Here is a 16,286-nt window from a genome sequence, read left to right on the forward strand (position 1 = left end):
ATTTGCCCGCGATCGGCCCGTCACCAGCTGTGAGACGTAACGAAAGATGCCATGCTGTCGACATCACCAGCAGCGTCGACGGGTGTCGCTGCCCATTACGAAGTCGGAGATGATGATGAGCGCAGGGATCGGTATTCGGATCGGAACGGTCACCTCGGTGGCCACCCTCGACGCGTCTCACGACCCGTACGCACCGCGTGATTTCGCCACCGACGAGGCCATGCCGACCGTCGAGCGTCGGACCGCCCTCGATCTTCGTCCCGACTCCTCCCCCGATCTGGCCGCCCTCACCGACCGACAGCAGCGACACCTCGTCACCGGGTTCGCTGACCGGGTGGGAGACCCCGTCCCCCTGATCGACGAAGAGGGCAATTCCTACGCCGCCGAGGACCTGTTCGCGACGGCCACCCACGTACTCGTCTCCGAGCTTGCTCACGCGGGTGGTTCCGATGCGACGATCGTCGTCGCCCACCCGGACCGGTGGACCGGCTACACCTCGGACGTGCTGCGTGAAGCGCTCGATCGCGTCGGCCTCCCCGACACCACCCTTGTCCCCGAGTCCTTCGCCGCGATGCGCTGGCTCGAAGGCTCACGCGGGCAGCAGGGCGAGGGCCTGACCGTCATCTACGACCTCGGCGCCACCTCGCTCGGTATCACGCTCATGCGTACCGGGCTCGACGCAGGTGTCATCGGGACCGGCGTCCACTCGCAGGACTTCGGTGGCTCGCAGTTCGACCACATCGTCACCCAGTACGTCCTCGACACCGTCTCCAGTAGTCGCGATTTCGAGTTCGACGCGTTCGATCCGGACACCGTCGGGGCTCTCGTCGAACTGCGCGCACGCTGCAGCGAAGCGAAAGAGCGACTGTCGTACGAGACCGCGACCACGCTGACCGTCGACCTCCCCGGCCTGCGCAGCGAAACACGGCTTGTCCGAGACGAACTCGAAGATCTGATCCGACGACCCATCCTCGATTCCGTCGAGCTGATCCGCGAGACCCTGCACACCACCGGCCTCGACGTCGGCGACGTCACCCAGGTCCTCCTGACCGGCGGAAGCTCCAGCATTCCCCTTGTCGCCGAGCTGATCTCGTCGGAACTGCGCGTCCCGGTCGTCACCGGTCCGCACCCCGGCCGCATCCCCGCCATCGGCGGCGCGATCATCGCGGCCGAGATCTCCGCAGCCGTCGTCGCCGACGCACCGCCCGCGCACCCTGCATCGATGCTCGCCGACGCCACCCGCCCCGCCCCACGCCCGGCCCCGACGTCGGCTCCGGCATCGGCCTCGGCGGAGCCCGCCGGGATGTCCGGCCGGAAGAAGGCAGGCATCGTCGTCGCCGCTGTCGCCGCTCTCGTCGTCATCGCCGGCGGCGGCCTGTCCGTCGGCACGGCATTGACGTCCGACGACAAGCCGGCCGAGACCGTCTCGGAGAACACCGCGGGAACGACGAGCACGACTGCGCCCGGCACGACGGCCGCCGTCGTCGCCGACACCGGCCAGGGCACCGACCCGGCCGCAACCACCCAGAACGGCCTTCCCGCACCGACCGTCGCAGCCGACGGAACCCTCGTTCCCGCACCGGGCATGATCATCGCACCCGACGGCACCGTCGTCGCCGACCCGAACGCCGCGCAGAACCCCGCCGCACCCGTCGCCGGGGGTACCGTCCCTCCGGCCGGCACAGCACCCACCGCACCGGTCGTGACGGTTCCCGACGTGACCGCGCCGAGCGTGAATGTCCCGAGCCCGCAACTCCCGTCGCGCCCCACCTACAACGGCCCCACTCTCGGTGACGTGGGCAACGGAGTCGGCGGGGCTGTCAGCGACCTCGGCAACGGTGTCGGCGGCGTAGTCGGTGGGACCGTCGACGGTCTCGGCGGCGTTCTCGGTGGCCTGACCGGACAAAACTGATTCCGTGCACACTGCGCTGACGAAGTCGGACGTCGCGGCGCTGGCCGCGTCGAGGGGCCGTCCGGTGTCCGCGGTGCTGGCCGCCGCGATCACGACGCTCACCGGCGGTTGCCCGAGGTCGGTCGACGTGGCACTCGACGCCGCCACCCGGGCCGAGGCCGATGTTGCGGTCACCCGGGCAGTGTCCGACGCCGTGTTCGAGGACCGGGTCGAGGCCCTGCGCTCCCTGTCGGAGTCCGCGCAGACGGTTGTTCTGTTGGCGCACTTCGGCGGTGGCTCGGATCCGGAGGTCGTGACCGAGCTGGTCGGCACCGGAGCCGATGTCGGGTCGGCGACGGAGGACGCCGTCGCCGCTGGCTTACTGTCGTCGACGCTGGAATCGCTGCCGGAGGTGGATCGCGCGCTGCAGACCGTCGTCGGGACGCGACGGATGCAGTCGACGGCGACCGAATTGCTCGAATACCGCTGCAAAACCGACACTCTCGATCTCGATACCGCAGTGACTCTGTCACACAGTGGGATCCGACACCCCGAGCTCGCGACGTACCTGACAGCTGCCGCCTCGGCGGCCACTCCGGAACACGCGGTGCGTCTGTACGAGCGTGCCGTGACCGCGGGAGCAGATCCTGTGAGCGTCGCACCGGCGCAGGCCGAGAACTGCTTCCTGCTCGGCGATCTGGACACGGCCGAGGAGCTGGCCGACGCGGCACTCGGGCAACACGATTCGATCGACGTCGCAGCCCTCCGTGTCGCCGTGCGGGTGTCGGCGGCCGTCGCGGCCGAGCGCGGAATGCTGACCCGCGCTGCCCAGCTCTACACCTGGCTCGGGCCGCAGAGGACGGGCGTCGACGCGGATCTGGCGATCGCAGCTGCCCTCGTCGCCGGTAATTCAGCGGCCGCCGAGTCGCTCGCAGCGTCCGACGCCGCCGGTCCACCGACTGCGGCCGGGGCTCGGGCGACGCTCCTCGCCGAAGGCATCCGGCAGTCCATCCGAGCGACGTCGACGCCCGAAGTATCGCTCGCGACAAGCACACTCCTGCAGGCGACCGCCATGTTTTCGGGCACGACTCGTCGCGCGAGTCCCGATTCCGCAGCGGCCGTCGCCGTACTCTTCGCGCTGCACACCGGTGATCTCGCACGCGCCGACGCCACCGCCCGCCGGGCGATCGACGCCTATCCTGCGGCGCATCCACACCGAGCGAGACTCGTTCTGCTGCGCGCGTGGACGTCGATGCTCGCGGGCGACACCGCCGACGCGCAGGCGCACCTCGACTCGGTTCGAATCCCGCTGTCTCATAACCGAAACCGACTCTTCGAAGCAGGTCTTCGCGTCGGCCTGGCCAGGCGATCCGGTGACACCGGAGCGCTGCTGACCGCATGGGACGAGGCCTTGGACGTCGTCGCGTCGTACTCGGTGGATCTACTGTCGTTCCTCCCCGTCGGGGAGCTCCTTCTGGCGGCCGTCCGCGTGGGACAGCCGGAACGCGTCGCGCATCTCACCGCGCAGGCCGACGCGGTGATCGCCGACCTGCACGAGCCCCACGCCTGGTCGTCGTCGCTGCACTGGTACGGCGTCCAAGCCGCGATCCTGGCCGAGCATCCCGCCGATCTCGTCCCGCACGCCCGCGCACTCGCCCAGGCCGCCGAGTCCAACCGGTACGCCGCTGCGCTGGCCGGGGCCGGACGCGCGTGGCTCGGGGTACTACAGGGAAACCCGAACGTCGCCGACGTGGAAGCCTCCGCGCAGTCGCTGACCCGGTTCGGACTGTCGTGGGACGGTGCCCGACTCGCCAGCGAGGCAGCGTTGCGCGTGGCGGACACCCGCGTCGCGACGTCGCTGCTCCAGACTGCTCGCTCCCTCAGGTTGCCCACCGCAGCACCCACGACGGACGAGACCGCGGAGCCCAAAGGTTCGCTCAGCGCGCGGGAAGCCGAAGTGGCCGAACTCCTGGTCCTGGGCGTCACCTACCGCGAGGCAGGTGCACGCCTCTACATATCGGCGAAAACCGTCGAGCATCACGTGGCACGTATCCGGCGTCGGCTGGGCGCCGGATCCCGGTCCGAGTTGCTGTCCATGCTGCGTGCGCTCGGGTACGGCGCCGGATCGGCCGATCTGTAACTTCGGGACCCCCGAATGCGACATCCAGGTCAGTGAGCCGGTGCGTCGTGCGCCTGCTCGGAGCAGACCAGGAAAGCGCAGGCGATGGTGAACCGGCACGTGGCAGACGGTGACAACCCGGTGGACGGTGGGATTCCGGACGTCGGGCTGTACATCGACGATCAGCGCTCGATCGCTGCCGTCTCGCACCCCTACAGCGCGAGCCCGTCGCTGCACATCGCGTCCCTGCACAACACTGTCCTCTACATCCACGCCGACGGATCCGCATCGCTCGGCGGAACCGACGACCCCGATGCGGCCGTGTTCACCGACTACGTCGCAGACGAGGTTCCTTCCGGATACGAGGCAGGCGACCTCGTCGCAATGACTCTCCGCTGCCTCCTCGCCGAGGTGTCCCAGTCCATCGGTGCGGACATGGCGTCGGTTGCCGCCGCCGCGACCTTCCCTGCCACCTGGACAGCCGAGCGCGTCTCGGCCGTCCGCATGGCGATGAACCGGTACGACCTCGCCCACGTTGCACTCGTCGCAGAATCCGAAGCATTGACGGCCTGGGCGGAGTCGAGTCAGTCCACCTGGGCCGGCTCGGACTCGGGCGTCGCCGCAGCACGCGGCGCAGCAGCGATCGCGTCGGAGTATCCGGTCGATGCAGTGACGGAACGGATCGTCGTCGCGCGTACTGCTCGACCCCTCTGGACCCGAACACCGGTGCTCGCCGCAGTCGCGCTCGCCGGCGTCCTGACCCTCGGCGGAGCCGTCACCGCACTGGTGCTGCAAGATTCGTCGGCCCCGGCCCTGCCGGAGATCGAAAGCGCACCGGTCGCTGCATCGCCGTCGACCACACCCGCGCCGCGCGCCACAGTGCCCTTCCCGACAGTCGTACCCATCGCGTCCGACGTACCGGAGATCCCCGCACCGAGCGTCGAATACATCCCCACCGAGCCCGCTCCGACGAGCGAGACCACCACCCCGGAACTTCCACGCACCGTCCCGGTCGCCGAAACCCCTCCTCCCACCAGTACCGAAGAGTCTCCGACGGAAGAACCTTCGAACGGGCCGGAGCCGGGCGCGGACCCCGGTATCGAGGACCCGGATGGAGACGAGCCCGACCCGGGGGTCCCCGATGCGGGAGACAACGCCGACCCGGAAGAGGATCCCTCCGATGCTGGGAGTGCCCCCTTACGTGAGGCACCACAGAACTGATTCAAACCAGCGTCGGCGGGCGTCCGACCTGCAGGTTCCCGTGATAGTCGGCGTCATGCCCTATGGTGGGTCGCTGATGCTCAGCACCCGATGAAGGGACTTCATGCGTAACACGGGGGCACTGCGCGCCGCAGTGCTTTGTTCGACGGCGTTTCTGTCCATAGGTCTCTTCGCGGCTCCCGCTTCGGCGGATCCAGTGAGTGACGCCAACTCCGTGGTGCAGAGCCCCGCCGATCAGCTTCCTCGCGAACTGGCCGACGCTGTGGTGCGTGACCTGAAGATCTCTCCGCAGGAGTACCTGGACCGCGCGGCGCGCGCGCAGGAGTTGTCGACGTATGCGTCCGACTTCCGTGCGTCTCGTCCGTCCGATTTCGCGGGTGCCTGGATCGGTCCCGACGGCAATGCCGTCGTCGCCGTGACATCCGACGCCGCCGCTCAGGCCGTGGCGAAGGACGGGTACGACACTGCGAAGGCTCCGGTGTCCGCGGACGGCCTCGAGAAGTCGTTGTCCGACTTGAATGCGTGGATCGGGTCGCTGCCTCGTGAGGTCGCCAGCCAGGTCAACGGAACGTCGATCGACATTCTCGACAACCAGATCGTCATCGACGTGGTCAACAGCCCGATCGGCAATGCGCTCAATCTGCCGACGCTGCTTGCCAATCTGAAGGTCATTCTGTCCCCCGGCGCTCCGAAGCCCGTCGACCCGTCGCCGATGGGCGGCGACACGTACATCACCACCACGTCCGACATCAAGAGCACGTCGCCGACGGACATCAGCGTCTGCTCGTTCGGCTTCAACGCCACCGACGGCTCGGGCAATCCGGTCAATCTCAGTGCCGGACACTGCAATCCCAACGCTGACACCGGGGCCGGGGGTGCGCCGGTCTATCTGCCGAACCCGGCGAACGTCAACGACAGCACCCAAATCGGTAGCTTCGACCGTTCCAGCCTCGGATCGGCCAGCGGTCTCGACTGGTCCGTCATCGACCTGAACGACAAGGGCGTCGCCTCCGGGCTGGATCGCCCCACCGTCCGCGGCGCCAACGGCAGCACCGTCACCATCACCGGCACTGCTTCTCCCGTGGTGGGCGCACCGGTGTGCAAGTCGGGGCAGTCGTCGTCGTTCACCTGCGGCATCGTGGCGGCGGATCGTGTCGAGACTCTGCTGTACATGGAAGACGGCAGCAGCCGAGCTGTCCGCGGATTCGCCAGCACGGCATGCACTCTCGCGGGCGACAGCGGCGGCGCCATCGTCACCGGCACCCTTGCACTCGGTATCACCAGCGGCTCCAACAGCGGTGGCGCACCGGACTGCACCGAAGCCAACCTGGCTCTCGCGCAGTACGGCGGCACAGCAAGCCTCGGCATCCCCATCGACCAGGTCGCCTCGGAAACCGGAACAACCGTGCGCACCTCGCCGGTCACGTAGTCTCTGCACACCTGTCGCCGCATCTCCTACGAGGTGCGGCGACATTTTTGTCCGCAGAACAAACTCCAGGTTCTATCCGGGGGCTTTTCTTCGAACCGAAGGTATGCTTTCTCGGTCAACGTCTACGTAGCAGGGGGAGCGGAAAGTGTCTGCATTCAACGGAATTTGGCTGGATCTCGCGCAGTATCTCGTGACGCTGTGGCAAACCGCCATCGATTTCCTGCCGGCGCCGCCGCGCTGATCATCGATCTTGGGCCCGCTCGGCCGCTCTGTGCAGCGCCGAGCGGGTTCGGGCCAAGATCGAAGGAAGGTTGCGTAACGCCGACTTCATGCACCCAGAAAGCCACCAGGCCCTCGGAACCGCCGTCACCCGTAGTACGTCGTACCCCGCGTCGGCCCACACGCTCTTGATCTTGTTGACGCCGACGCCCTGATCCAGTTCCACGACGCCGAGCCTGTCGTGGGTGTCGGCAAACCACTCGATCAACTGATGTCCGGGTTGGAGCTTGCCGATCGACGGGTCGTAGTGGGTGAGCCACCCCTCCATCCGACGATGCGTGCGAACGCCGATCTCGTGCGCCACCCATCGCCCGTCGACGACCAGCCCGGCAATGCACAGCCGGCCGGCCCGAGCTTCGCTCCGAAGAAAGTCACGCGCGAACTCCCCGTGCGGCGCCACGAGGTAGTTGACCTTGTCGGTCCCTTCGACGGAATCGGCGGCGAGCGAGACGATGTCGTTCCAGCGCGCGTCGAGATGGGCGACATCTCTGATCTGCTCGACCCGATACTCGGATTGCCGCTCGATCTTTGATCGATACTGACGGAGCCGCTTCAACGACTTGGCACTGCGGATACTCGACGCCGTGTCGCCGGGCCGCAGCACGACGACCGGGACCCTCTCGCGCACGAGTGCGTCCGCGTCCCATGCGCCGTGCCGCCCCAGTCGCACCACCGTCGGGTCGTTCGCGATCATCGAGTCACCCGTGAGCATCCACCCCTGGTCGGCGACGGCACCGAGGAGGACGTCCGAGGCTTCCTCGTCGTCACTCAGAAATTCGAGGGGAACCCCCAACGTGCTGCCGACGACCTTCGCCAGGACGAACGGTCCACGCCTGACCGTGTCGAGGGGAGCCAGAGCAACCACGCGGCAACCGCGACGCACGACGACGAACCTGACGTTCAGCCGCAGCGCGCCGGCGACGTTGAGCACGAAACTCGGTCGGGACGAGAACACTGTGCCAGCCCGGGACGCCAGATCCTCCCAGTCGTCGAGAATCGACTCGGCACTCGACAAGACTTCTACCGTAACCGTCGCGATGCCCGTTTCCACCGCTCCAAAGTACCAAGAGTTCGTAAAGAGAGCTACAAACTACATCCGTTCGCATGACACGGATCGGTGCCTCCGACGCGGCCGTCGGCACCTCTCGCGGAGGGACTTCGCATCGTATGATCGACCCGGAAATTCGGTACACCAGTACCGATAGACGTTCGCCCCTTCAACGAAAGGCCCCCTCATGCTCGGCATTCTCGGCGTCGGCCTGGATCTCCTCGGTTACGCATTCACCATCGCAGCCGAAGCGATCAAACTGACTTCGCCCGGAGTCTTCGTCTGATTGCTCGTCCATACGAAAGAGCCCGCCACCTGATTACAGGTGACGGGCTCTTTACGTTCGAGCGGAAGCTCAGTTGGCGAACTTGGTGGTTCCCGGAGGCGCGTTCAGCGTGTTGATCAGGTCGATGCCCGCAACAACAAGGGTGGGTCCACCGGCAACGATGGTGCCGATGATGCCGCCGATGGTGGCGAACGTCGGAACCGTGCCGAGTCCGACCGGTCCCGCGAGGAAGCCGATTGCACCGATTCCGAAGCCGATTGCCGTACCGGTGAAGCCACCGATTGCAGTAGCGAGGCCGAGCTGCGACGCGAAGGTCTGCTGAGCCTTGAGGTTCTCGTCAGGCGAAGCAACAGGCGTTGCACCGATGCTGCGGGAGTTGGCCGACGCCTTGGTCAGGTCCAGCTGCGGGACGAGACGCAGGGTCTTGCCGTCGTTGTCGACGTTCTGCTCGTACGGGAAGTTCAGACCGCCGAGGTTGAACGACAGCGGCAGGGTGACGACGACCTTGTCGGTCGAGTCGAGAACGTCGACGGTCTTGCCGTCGTCGGCGACCTTGAAGACTCCGGCGTCGATCGTCGTGACGATCGTGCGGTCCTCGAGGTTGGATTCGAAGCCGATGTTCTCGCCTGCGGTGCCCTCTTCCGAGGGTGCGGGGGCATCGGTTGCCGGCTGTGCATAGGCAGTGCCGCTGGCAAGACCCATTGCGGAAGCGACGAACGCTGCCGTAACGACCAGTTTGCTGAGTTTCATGTGGAGATTGTTCCGTTTCTATGCAATCGAGCCTGGCAGTACCGAACAGAGGTAGCCCGTCAGACGCAGATACACCCCAGACTGAATCCGCGAGTAAGTCGGTGCGCGCTGCAGCATATCTCACAACTCCGACCGAACGTTATCCTCTTGGCGCCTATGTGAGTCCCATTGGTTATCACCCGTCACAAGATGTCGACCCGAAATCGGTGAGACCAGTGAAAACAGGGCAATTCAGCCAATTCGAATCTTCGTGCCCCCAATTTTCGGGGCACCTCGACGGGGCACTTAGGGCTGCCTTCTCTGCGGACCCTTGCTTCGCTAGGCATAACGTGACCTACAGAACACACCCTACTGACCGGTTCAGCCCGTCGGCCGGTAGGGGAAAACCCGCGGTCACCAGCAGCCGCATCTAAGCCGCCCCTAAGTTACCAGCCGGTAACAACAAACTTGTTACCGACGGGTAGCGCCGCTACTCTTAGGCTGATCGGGCTGACCCGAGGTAGCACAGCCCCGCTACCACTGAACGAAAGGCCGCTTCATGAACGCCCTGACGATCACGTTGGGCACGGTCGGTTTCCTCCTCAGCCTTGTCTGTTGGGCCTACTTCTTCCGAGGGATCTGGAAGATGGTTGCCGCCATCGCACAAGGCCAGCCGGACAAAACCCGCTTGCGCCCGTTCATCCCGCGCTTCAAGCAGATGATGATCGAGTTCATCGCGCATACGCGCATGACGAAGTTCAGAACGGTCGGATGGGCTCACTGGCTCGTCATGGTCGGCTTCCTCGGTGGCTTCCTGCTCTGGTTCGAGGCGTACGGCCAGACGTTCAACCCCGAGTTCCACTGGCCCCTCTTCGGCAACACGTTCGCCTGGCATCTGTGGGACGAACTGCTCGGCATCGGAACCGTCGTCGGCATCGTCACCCTCATCGTGATCCGTCAGCTCAACCATCCGCGCAAGCCCGAGCGTCAGTCACGCTTCAGCGGCTCGCGCATGAAGGTCGCGTACGTCATCGAGGGCATCGTTCTGCTCGAGGGTCTCGGCATGATCCTCGTCAAGGCCGGCAAGATCGCCACCTACGGTCACGCCAACGCCTACTCGGACTTCTTCACGATGCAGGTCGCCAAGCTGCTGCCCGCAAGTCCCGAGATGGTCTCCGTGTTCGCCTTCGTCAAGTTGATGACCGGCATGATCTGGCTCCTGATCGTCGGCCGCAACATCAACTGGGGCGTCGCGTGGCACCGCTTCACCGCATTCCCCAACATCTACTTCAAGCGTGAGGCCGACGGCGGCGTCGCACTCGGTGCCGCCAAGCCCATGATGTCCGGCGGCAAGGTCCTCGTGATGGAGGACGCCGACCCCGACGTCGACGCATTCGGTGCGGGCAAGATCGAGGACTTCACGTGGAAGGGCTGGCTCGACTTCACCACGTGCACCGAGTGCGGCCGCTGCCAGTCGCAGTGCCCCGCCTGGAACACCGGCAAGCCGTTGTCGCCGAAACTGCTCATCATGTCGCTCCGCGATCACGGAAACGAGAAGGCTCCCTACCTCCTCGCCGGCGGCAAGAAGGACATGGCCGGTGACGAGGTCGGTCTCGTCGACGCCGACGGCAACCCCGATCAGGCGAAGTTGGACAAGATCCCCCAGTCTGCCCGCGACGAGGCGGATCGCAAGCTCGTCGCCGACGCCGTCGAGGGCGGCATCATCGATCCCGAGGTTCTGTGGAGCTGCACCACCTGTGGTGCCTGCGTCGAACAGTGCCCCGTGGACATCGAGCACGTCGACCACATCATCGACATGCGTCGCTACCAGGTGCTGATCGAATCGGAGTTCCCGTCCGAGCTGGCAGGCCTGTTCAAGAACCTCGAGAACAAGGGCAACCCTTGGGGCCAGAACTCCAAGGACCGTCTCAACTGGATCAACGAGATGGACTTCGACATCCCGGTGTTCGGCCAGGATGCAGATTCCTTCCGTGACTACGAGTACCTCTTCTGGGTCGGCTGCGCAGGTGCCTACGAGGACCGCGCGAAGAAGACCACCAAGGCCGTAGCGGAACTGCTGGCGACGGCGGGCGTGAAGTTCATGGTGCTCGGAGCGGACGAGACCTGCACCGGCGACTCCGCTCGTCGCGCAGGCAACGAGTTCCTGTTCCAGCAGCTCGCGATGCAGAACATCGAGACGCTCAACAGCGTCTTCGAGGGCGTCGAGCAGAAGAAGCGCAAGATCGTCGTCACCTGTGCGCACTGCTTCAACGCGCTCGGCAACGAGTACCCGCAGGTCGGCGGTGACTACGAGGTGGTGCACCACACCCAGCTCCTCAACCGTCTCGTGCGGCAGAAGAAGCTCATCCCGGTGGCGTCCGTCAGCCAGGACATCACGTACCACGACCCGTGCTACCTGGGTCGCCACAACAAGGTCTACGACGCTCCCCGCGAGCTCATGGCCGCGTCGGGCTCCAACCTGAAGGAAATGCCGCGTCACGGTGAGCGGTCCATGTGCTGTGGTGCCGGTGGTGCTCGCATGTGGATGGAAGAGAACATCGGCAAGCGCATCAACATCGACCGGGTCGACGAAGCGCTGGAGACCAACCCCAAAAAGATCGCCACGGGTTGCCCGTTCTGCCGCGTCATGCTTACCGACGGTGTCACCGCACGTCAGGAGGGCGGCGCTCACGAGGGTGTCGAGGTCGTCGACGTCGCGCAGCTGATGCTCGAGTCGATCACTCGCGTCGAGTCGTCCGTTCTCAGCGAGAACATCAAGGTGATCCCGCGTGAGCTCACTCCAGAGGAGAAGCTGGAGTCCGAGGAAGCCGCCGAGGTCGAGGAAGCCGAGCGGATCGAACCCGTCGAAGAGCCTGCAGAGGCCAAGTCCGCCCCTGCTGCTCCGGCTCCCAAGGCCGGCGGCTTGAAGATGAAGGGTCTCGCGAAGGCTCCGGGAGCGAAAGCACCAGGAAACGCGAAGCCCGACGCCACCGAGGCAGCTCAGGCGAGCGCCGATGCTCCGGCCAAGCCCAAGGGGCTCGGTATTGCCGGAGGCGCAAAGCCGGGCGGCAAGGGCCTCGCGATCAAGGGCAAAGCACCGGGATCGAAGGCAGCAGCACCGGCACCGGCAGACACGGACGACAATGCAGCGGCACCTGCCGAAGCATCCGAGTCGACGCCGACGGTCAAGCCCAAGGGTCTCGCGGTCAAGTCCGGCTTCAAGAAGCCGGGCGCAAAGGCACCGGGCAAGCCCGCCGAGGCAGCAGAGCCCCAAAGCGCAGCGGAGCCCCAAAGCGCAGCGGAGCCAGAAGCTTCGGACACGACGGCCGAAGCCGCAACGGAAACAGCGGAGTCCAAGCCGACCGTCCAGCCCAAGGGTCTCGCCGTGAAGTCGGGGTTCAAGAAGCCAGGCGCCAAGGCACCCGGCAAGCCTGCTACACCGTCCGAGCAGGCAGCACCGTCCGAGCCGGCAGCACCGTCCGAGCCGGCAGCGGAAGCTACCGAATCGGCTGCATCCGAGTCGACGGCACCTGCTGCGTCGTCGGAGTCGTTGCCGACGGTCAAACCCAAGGGTCTGGCCGTGAAATCGGGCTTCAAGAAGCCAGGCGCGAAAACGCCGGGCAAGGCTGCTGCAGCCCCGGACACCGCGACCGAAACGCCTGCGGAACCGCAAGCACCTGCGTCGGAGACGTCGGCACCGGAGCCTCAGGGCACGGACGTCGACAGTTCCGCACCGGTCGAGGAGTCCAAGCCGACGGTCGCACCCAAGGGTCTGGCCGTGAAGTCCGGCTTCAAGAAGCCAGGCGCACGGACACCGGGCAAGGCCGCGACTCCTGCACCAGCCGAATCGCCTGCAGAGGCCCCGGCAGAACCCGAGGACACCGAACCTCAGGAACCTGCCGAGACGTCGACCAGCGACACGCAGTCCAACGGTGCAGCAGATTCCAACGGCGCAGCAGATTCCAACGGCGCAGCGGAATCCAACGGGGAGACCAGGACTCCGCCTCCGGCCAAGCCGGGTGGACTCGGGTTCCGTCCGGGCACCAAGGTTCCGGGACGAAAGAAGTAACCTGACACCCTTTTTACCGACTCCGCACGCCTGTTCACTTCAGAGCAGGCGTGCGGAGTCGTCAGTAGGGGTGCCAGGTCCCTATAGCACGCTCCGCCCTCGACACTCCGCGAATGTGCACGCGAACGCCCCAGTTATCCACAGCCCCAGGCGTTGTCCACATTTCCGAAACCGCTCTTGTTCCGCGCCGGAGCGGTTGCCACGATTCGGTCATGACGAGAATCGTTTCCAGATCCGATGCCCTGACTCGCGGAGTGTCCGACGCTGAGTTGCAGCGCTTCTGCCGCACGAAGGCCTGGCGACGACTTCGGCCTGGAAGGTTCGTCAGCAGAAGCGACTTCGATGCGCTCACCCCCGCCGAGAAGCACCGCGTCGTCGCCGAGGCGGTACTCGACGCCGCTACTGCAGGCGACGCGATACTGAGCCACACGACGGCTGCGGTCTTCCACGGTCTCGATGTGAACGCGTCGGATCTACGGTACGTGCACATCACGCGGAACCGGACCGGCGGTGGCCGGCGCAACGGTTATCGCATCGTGCACGGGGCGCCGTACTCCACTTCGGACGTGGCCGTCGTCGACGGGGTTCGGGTGACCGCACTACCTCGGACCGTTGCCGATGTGGCGCGATCGCTGACGTTCGCGGACGCCGTCTGTATCGCCGATCTCGCTGCACGAACGAAGAATCTGACTCCCGAGCAGGTTGTTGCGGCGCTCGACGCGTGCGCCCACCATCCGAACAATAGACAGGCTCGTCGGGTGGCCGAGTTCATGACCGGGAAGTCCGAGAGCGTCGGCGAATCTCGTTGCCGGGTGGTGCTGCACCAGCTCGGCTACACCCCGAGGCTTCAGGTTCGAGTGTCCGACGGCAACGGTGTCTTCGCCCGCGTCGACTTCTACCTGGACGGCATTTTCACCGTGATCGAGTTCGACGGGTTCGTCAAGTACGGTCGGCTGGTCCCCACGGGCGAAACACCGGCCGACGTCGCATGGAAGGAGAAGGTCCGCGAGGATCGGATCCGTTCAGGCGGAGCGCAGGTGGTCCGGCTGACCTGGGCCGATCTCGACCGGCCGGAGCACATCGACCGGTTGATCCGTGCGGCTGCCGAACGTGCCGGAAATTCCCCGCGCCCCACTCTGCTGTTCGCCTGAGCTAGCACCTTTTTTGCTGACCTGACACGCCGAATCAGGTCCGAGCACGTGTGCGGACCCCACAAAAAGGGTGCTGGCTCCCGAACCGACCAGCACCGCTCACGGTCGCCACAGCTCCAGTTCAGGAATGCCGGGAGGCGTGAAGCCGAGCACCTGACCGTAGAAGGACAGTTCGGACTCTCGTGCGTTCACCTGTGTCTCGAGTTTGCGGAATCCGTGCGATTCGCCCTCGTACGCCAGGTAGGCGTGGGGAATTCCCTTATTCACCAAAGCATCCCGGAATCGTTCGGCTTGCGACGGTGGAACGATCGGATCCGCCAGGCCCTGCAGCAACAGAACCGGGCACGACAAGCCGTCGACGTTGTTGACCGGTGCGCGCGTGCGGTACAGGTCCAGCGCCTCCGGGAGCGGTCCGATCAGCCCGTCGATGTAGCGGGACTCGAAATCGTGAGTCTCGGCGACGAACATCTCCAGCTCGGCGACGCCGTAATACGATGCACCACAGGCGAAGACATCCGACGACGTCAGCGCAGCGAGCACGGTCCAGCCGCCGGCCGAGCCACCCTCGATGGCCAGACGCGCCGGATCGGCCAGGCCCGCGTCGGCGAGGCCTCGGACAGCGGCGACGGTGTCCTCGACGTCGACGATTCCCCACTGGCCCCGCAGCCTGTTCCGGTATGCACGGCCGTATCCGCTCGAACCGCCGTAGTTGACGTCGACGACGCCGATGCCCCGGCTGGTGAAGTACGCGAACACCGGGTTCAGTGCAGGTGCCACGTGCGCTGTCGGGCCACCGTGAACGAATGCCACGTACGGCGGCAGTTCGCCGTCCAGCCCGGTGTACTCCGGATTGCGAGGTGCGTAGGCGATAGCGTGGACTTCGCGTTCGGGCCCCTGGAACGTGACGGGCTCACCGTGCGGGAGGTAGTCGGCGTCGGGCACGGTTTCGAGTCCGGAACGCACCAGCGTGGTGTCGCCGGATTCGAGGTCCAGCAGTCGCAATCCGCTCGGACTCTGGGCACCACCGGCTTTGAGCAGGACCGATGTTCCGTTGCGCGCCCCGAGTGTCACCGATGTGAGTCCCGGCAGATCGATGTCCTGCAAGGTGCCCGTCTCCGGGTCCAGCACGGCGAGGGTGTCGGTCCCGAACGTGCGGACGGTCAGCAGCTTTCCGTCGTCCAGCACCGAGTACCACCGCGCCCCGAGCTGCCACAGCGGCGCTCCGAAATCGGCTTCGGCCTCGTGCAGTGCGGTTACGTTGCCGGACAGATCGGTTCGGTAGATGTTCCACCACCCGGTCCGGTCGCTGATGACGTAGAGCGTGTCCTCGTCGATCCACTCGGGCTGCAGAACGGATTCCTCGTCGCCGCCGAGAACCACGGTGATCTCACCGGTGGACAGATCCGCGACTCGTAGTTCCGTTCCGTCCCAGGGCATCCGAGGGTGATCCCACGCGATCCAGGCCAGTTTGCTGCGGTCGGGAGACAAGCGAGGGAACGCGAGGAAGTGAGATCCGGACACCAGCGATCGGACACCTGTTCCGTCGAGCCGAATCGCACAGATGTCGCGAGCGACCGCCGTACCGTCGTGCACCTCACGGACCGCGACGACCTCGTCGCCGACGACCGTCAATTCGCCGAAACGCACCGACGACGGAGTCTCCGGCTCCGGCGTCAGCGGAACCGGAGTATCGCCGGGCCTGGTGACGTAGACGCGCTGATCGGAGAACTCGGAGAACACGATTCGCCCGTCGGACACGGTGGTCCAGGCTCCGCCCCCGTATTCGTGAACACGTGTGCGGGCGTTGTACGGCTCCGGTATCACGGTCTCGACGTGCCCGTCCCGATGCCGGCACACCGTCGTCCTGCCGCCCTCCGTCGGCCGCATCTCGGCCCACCGGATCTCGTCGCCGACGAATCGCCCACCCTCCACCGGATGGCCGCTCGCGGACAGATCCGCAGCGGAAATCGGGGACGGCCAGGAACCGAAGGGCAACGAGGTCGCAGTCATGCGGACCAGCGTAGGCAACCGGACAAGCCAGGTACGAGCTGCGGTCGTTACGCG

At 65.9% G+C, this 16,286-nt stretch carries 9 protein-coding genes; 6 read left to right on the top strand and 3 right to left on the bottom strand.

The window, feature by feature from the left end; genetic code table 11:
- Window positions 1–82 precede the first annotated feature (82 nt).
- The 4 genes from CH290_RS01500 to CH290_RS01515 all read left to right on the top strand — a co-directional run bounded on the left by CH290_RS01500 (window position 83) and on the right by CH290_RS01515 (window position 6,660).
- Window positions 83–1,912, top strand: a complete 1,830-nt coding sequence (locus tag CH290_RS01500; RefSeq protein WP_230620966.1) for an Hsp70 family protein — start codon at window positions 83–85, stop codon at window positions 1,910–1,912.
- Between the two features lie 4 nt (window positions 1,913–1,916).
- Window positions 1,917–4,031 (top strand): LuxR C-terminal-related transcriptional regulator, encoded by a 2,115-nt coding sequence (locus CH290_RS01505; RefSeq protein ID WP_033189142.1) that lies wholly within the window; start codon window positions 1,917–1,919, stop codon window positions 4,029–4,031.
- Window positions 4,032–4,115: 84 nt separating this feature from the next.
- On the top strand, window positions 4,116–5,231 hold the full coding sequence (locus CH290_RS01510; RefSeq protein ID WP_033189141.1) for a ribonuclease E domain-containing protein: 1,116 nt from the start codon (window positions 4,116–4,118) through the stop codon (window positions 5,229–5,231).
- A 103-nt stretch (window positions 5,232–5,334) separates the two neighbouring features.
- Entirely contained in the window at window positions 5,335–6,660 is a 1,326-nt protein-coding gene (locus CH290_RS01515) for a S1 family peptidase (protein WP_230620965.1), read from the top strand.
- 241 nt (window positions 6,661–6,901) lie between these two features.
- Here CH290_RS01515 and CH290_RS01520 read toward each other — a convergent pair whose 3' ends face one another.
- Both CH290_RS01520 and CH290_RS01525 read right to left on the bottom strand, forming a co-directional pair.
- Window positions 6,902–7,954: a GNAT family N-acetyltransferase gene (locus CH290_RS01520; RefSeq protein ID WP_141216114.1), complete on the bottom strand. Its 1,053-nt coding sequence runs from the start codon at window positions 7,952–7,954 to the stop codon at window positions 6,902–6,904.
- 388 nt (window positions 7,955–8,342) lie between these two features.
- Complete coding sequence (locus CH290_RS01525) at window positions 8,343–9,023, bottom strand: DUF8020 domain-containing protein (protein WP_033189138.1); 681 nt, start codon at window positions 9,021–9,023, stop codon at window positions 8,343–8,345.
- A gap of 538 nt (window positions 9,024–9,561) precedes the next feature.
- Here CH290_RS01525 and CH290_RS01530 point away from each other — a divergent pair.
- A complete protein-coding gene (locus CH290_RS01530; protein WP_033189137.1) occupies window positions 9,562–13,071 on the top strand; it encodes a heterodisulfide reductase-related iron-sulfur binding cluster in 3,510 nt (1,169 codons plus the stop codon).
- A gap of 212 nt (window positions 13,072–13,283) precedes the next feature.
- Entirely contained in the window at window positions 13,284–14,222 is a 939-nt protein-coding gene (locus CH290_RS01535) for a hypothetical protein (RefSeq protein WP_033189136.1), read from the top strand.
- A gap of 99 nt (window positions 14,223–14,321) precedes the next feature.
- On the opposite strand, the gene CH290_RS01540 is transcribed toward CH290_RS01535, so the two are convergent.
- On the bottom strand, window positions 14,322–16,232 hold the full coding sequence (locus CH290_RS01540) for a prolyl oligopeptidase family serine peptidase (RefSeq protein WP_033189135.1): 1,911 nt from the start codon (window positions 16,230–16,232) through the stop codon (window positions 14,322–14,324).
- Between the last annotated feature and the right edge of the window lie 54 nt (window positions 16,233–16,286).

It is taken from the genome of Rhodococcus sp. 06-156-4 (assembly GCF_002259345.1).
Classification (GTDB): domain Bacteria; phylum Actinomycetota; class Actinomycetes; order Mycobacteriales; family Mycobacteriaceae; genus Rhodococcoides; species Rhodococcoides fascians_E.

Excerpts from the sequence above, each read along its gene's own strand:
- CH290_RS01510 (WP_033189141.1), top strand. The coding sequence starts at position 4,116 with ATGGTGAACCGGCACGTGGCAGACGGTGACAACCCGGTGGACGGTGGG.
- CH290_RS01515 (WP_230620965.1), top strand. The coding sequence starts at position 5,335 with ATGCGTAACACGGGGGCACTGCGCGCCGCAGTGCTTTGTTCGACGGCG.
- CH290_RS01525 (WP_033189138.1), bottom strand. The coding sequence starts at position 9,023 with ATGAAACTCAGCAAACTGGTCGTTACGGCAGCGTTCGTCGCTTCCGCA.
- CH290_RS01530 (WP_033189137.1), top strand. The coding sequence starts at position 9,562 with ATGAACGCCCTGACGATCACGTTGGGCACGGTCGGTTTCCTCCTCAGC.
- CH290_RS01535 (WP_033189136.1), top strand. The coding sequence starts at position 13,284 with ATGACGAGAATCGTTTCCAGATCCGATGCCCTGACTCGCGGAGTGTCC.
- CH290_RS01540 (WP_033189135.1), bottom strand. The coding sequence starts at position 16,232 with ATGACTGCGACCTCGTTGCCCTTCGGTTCCTGGCCGTCCCCGATTTCC.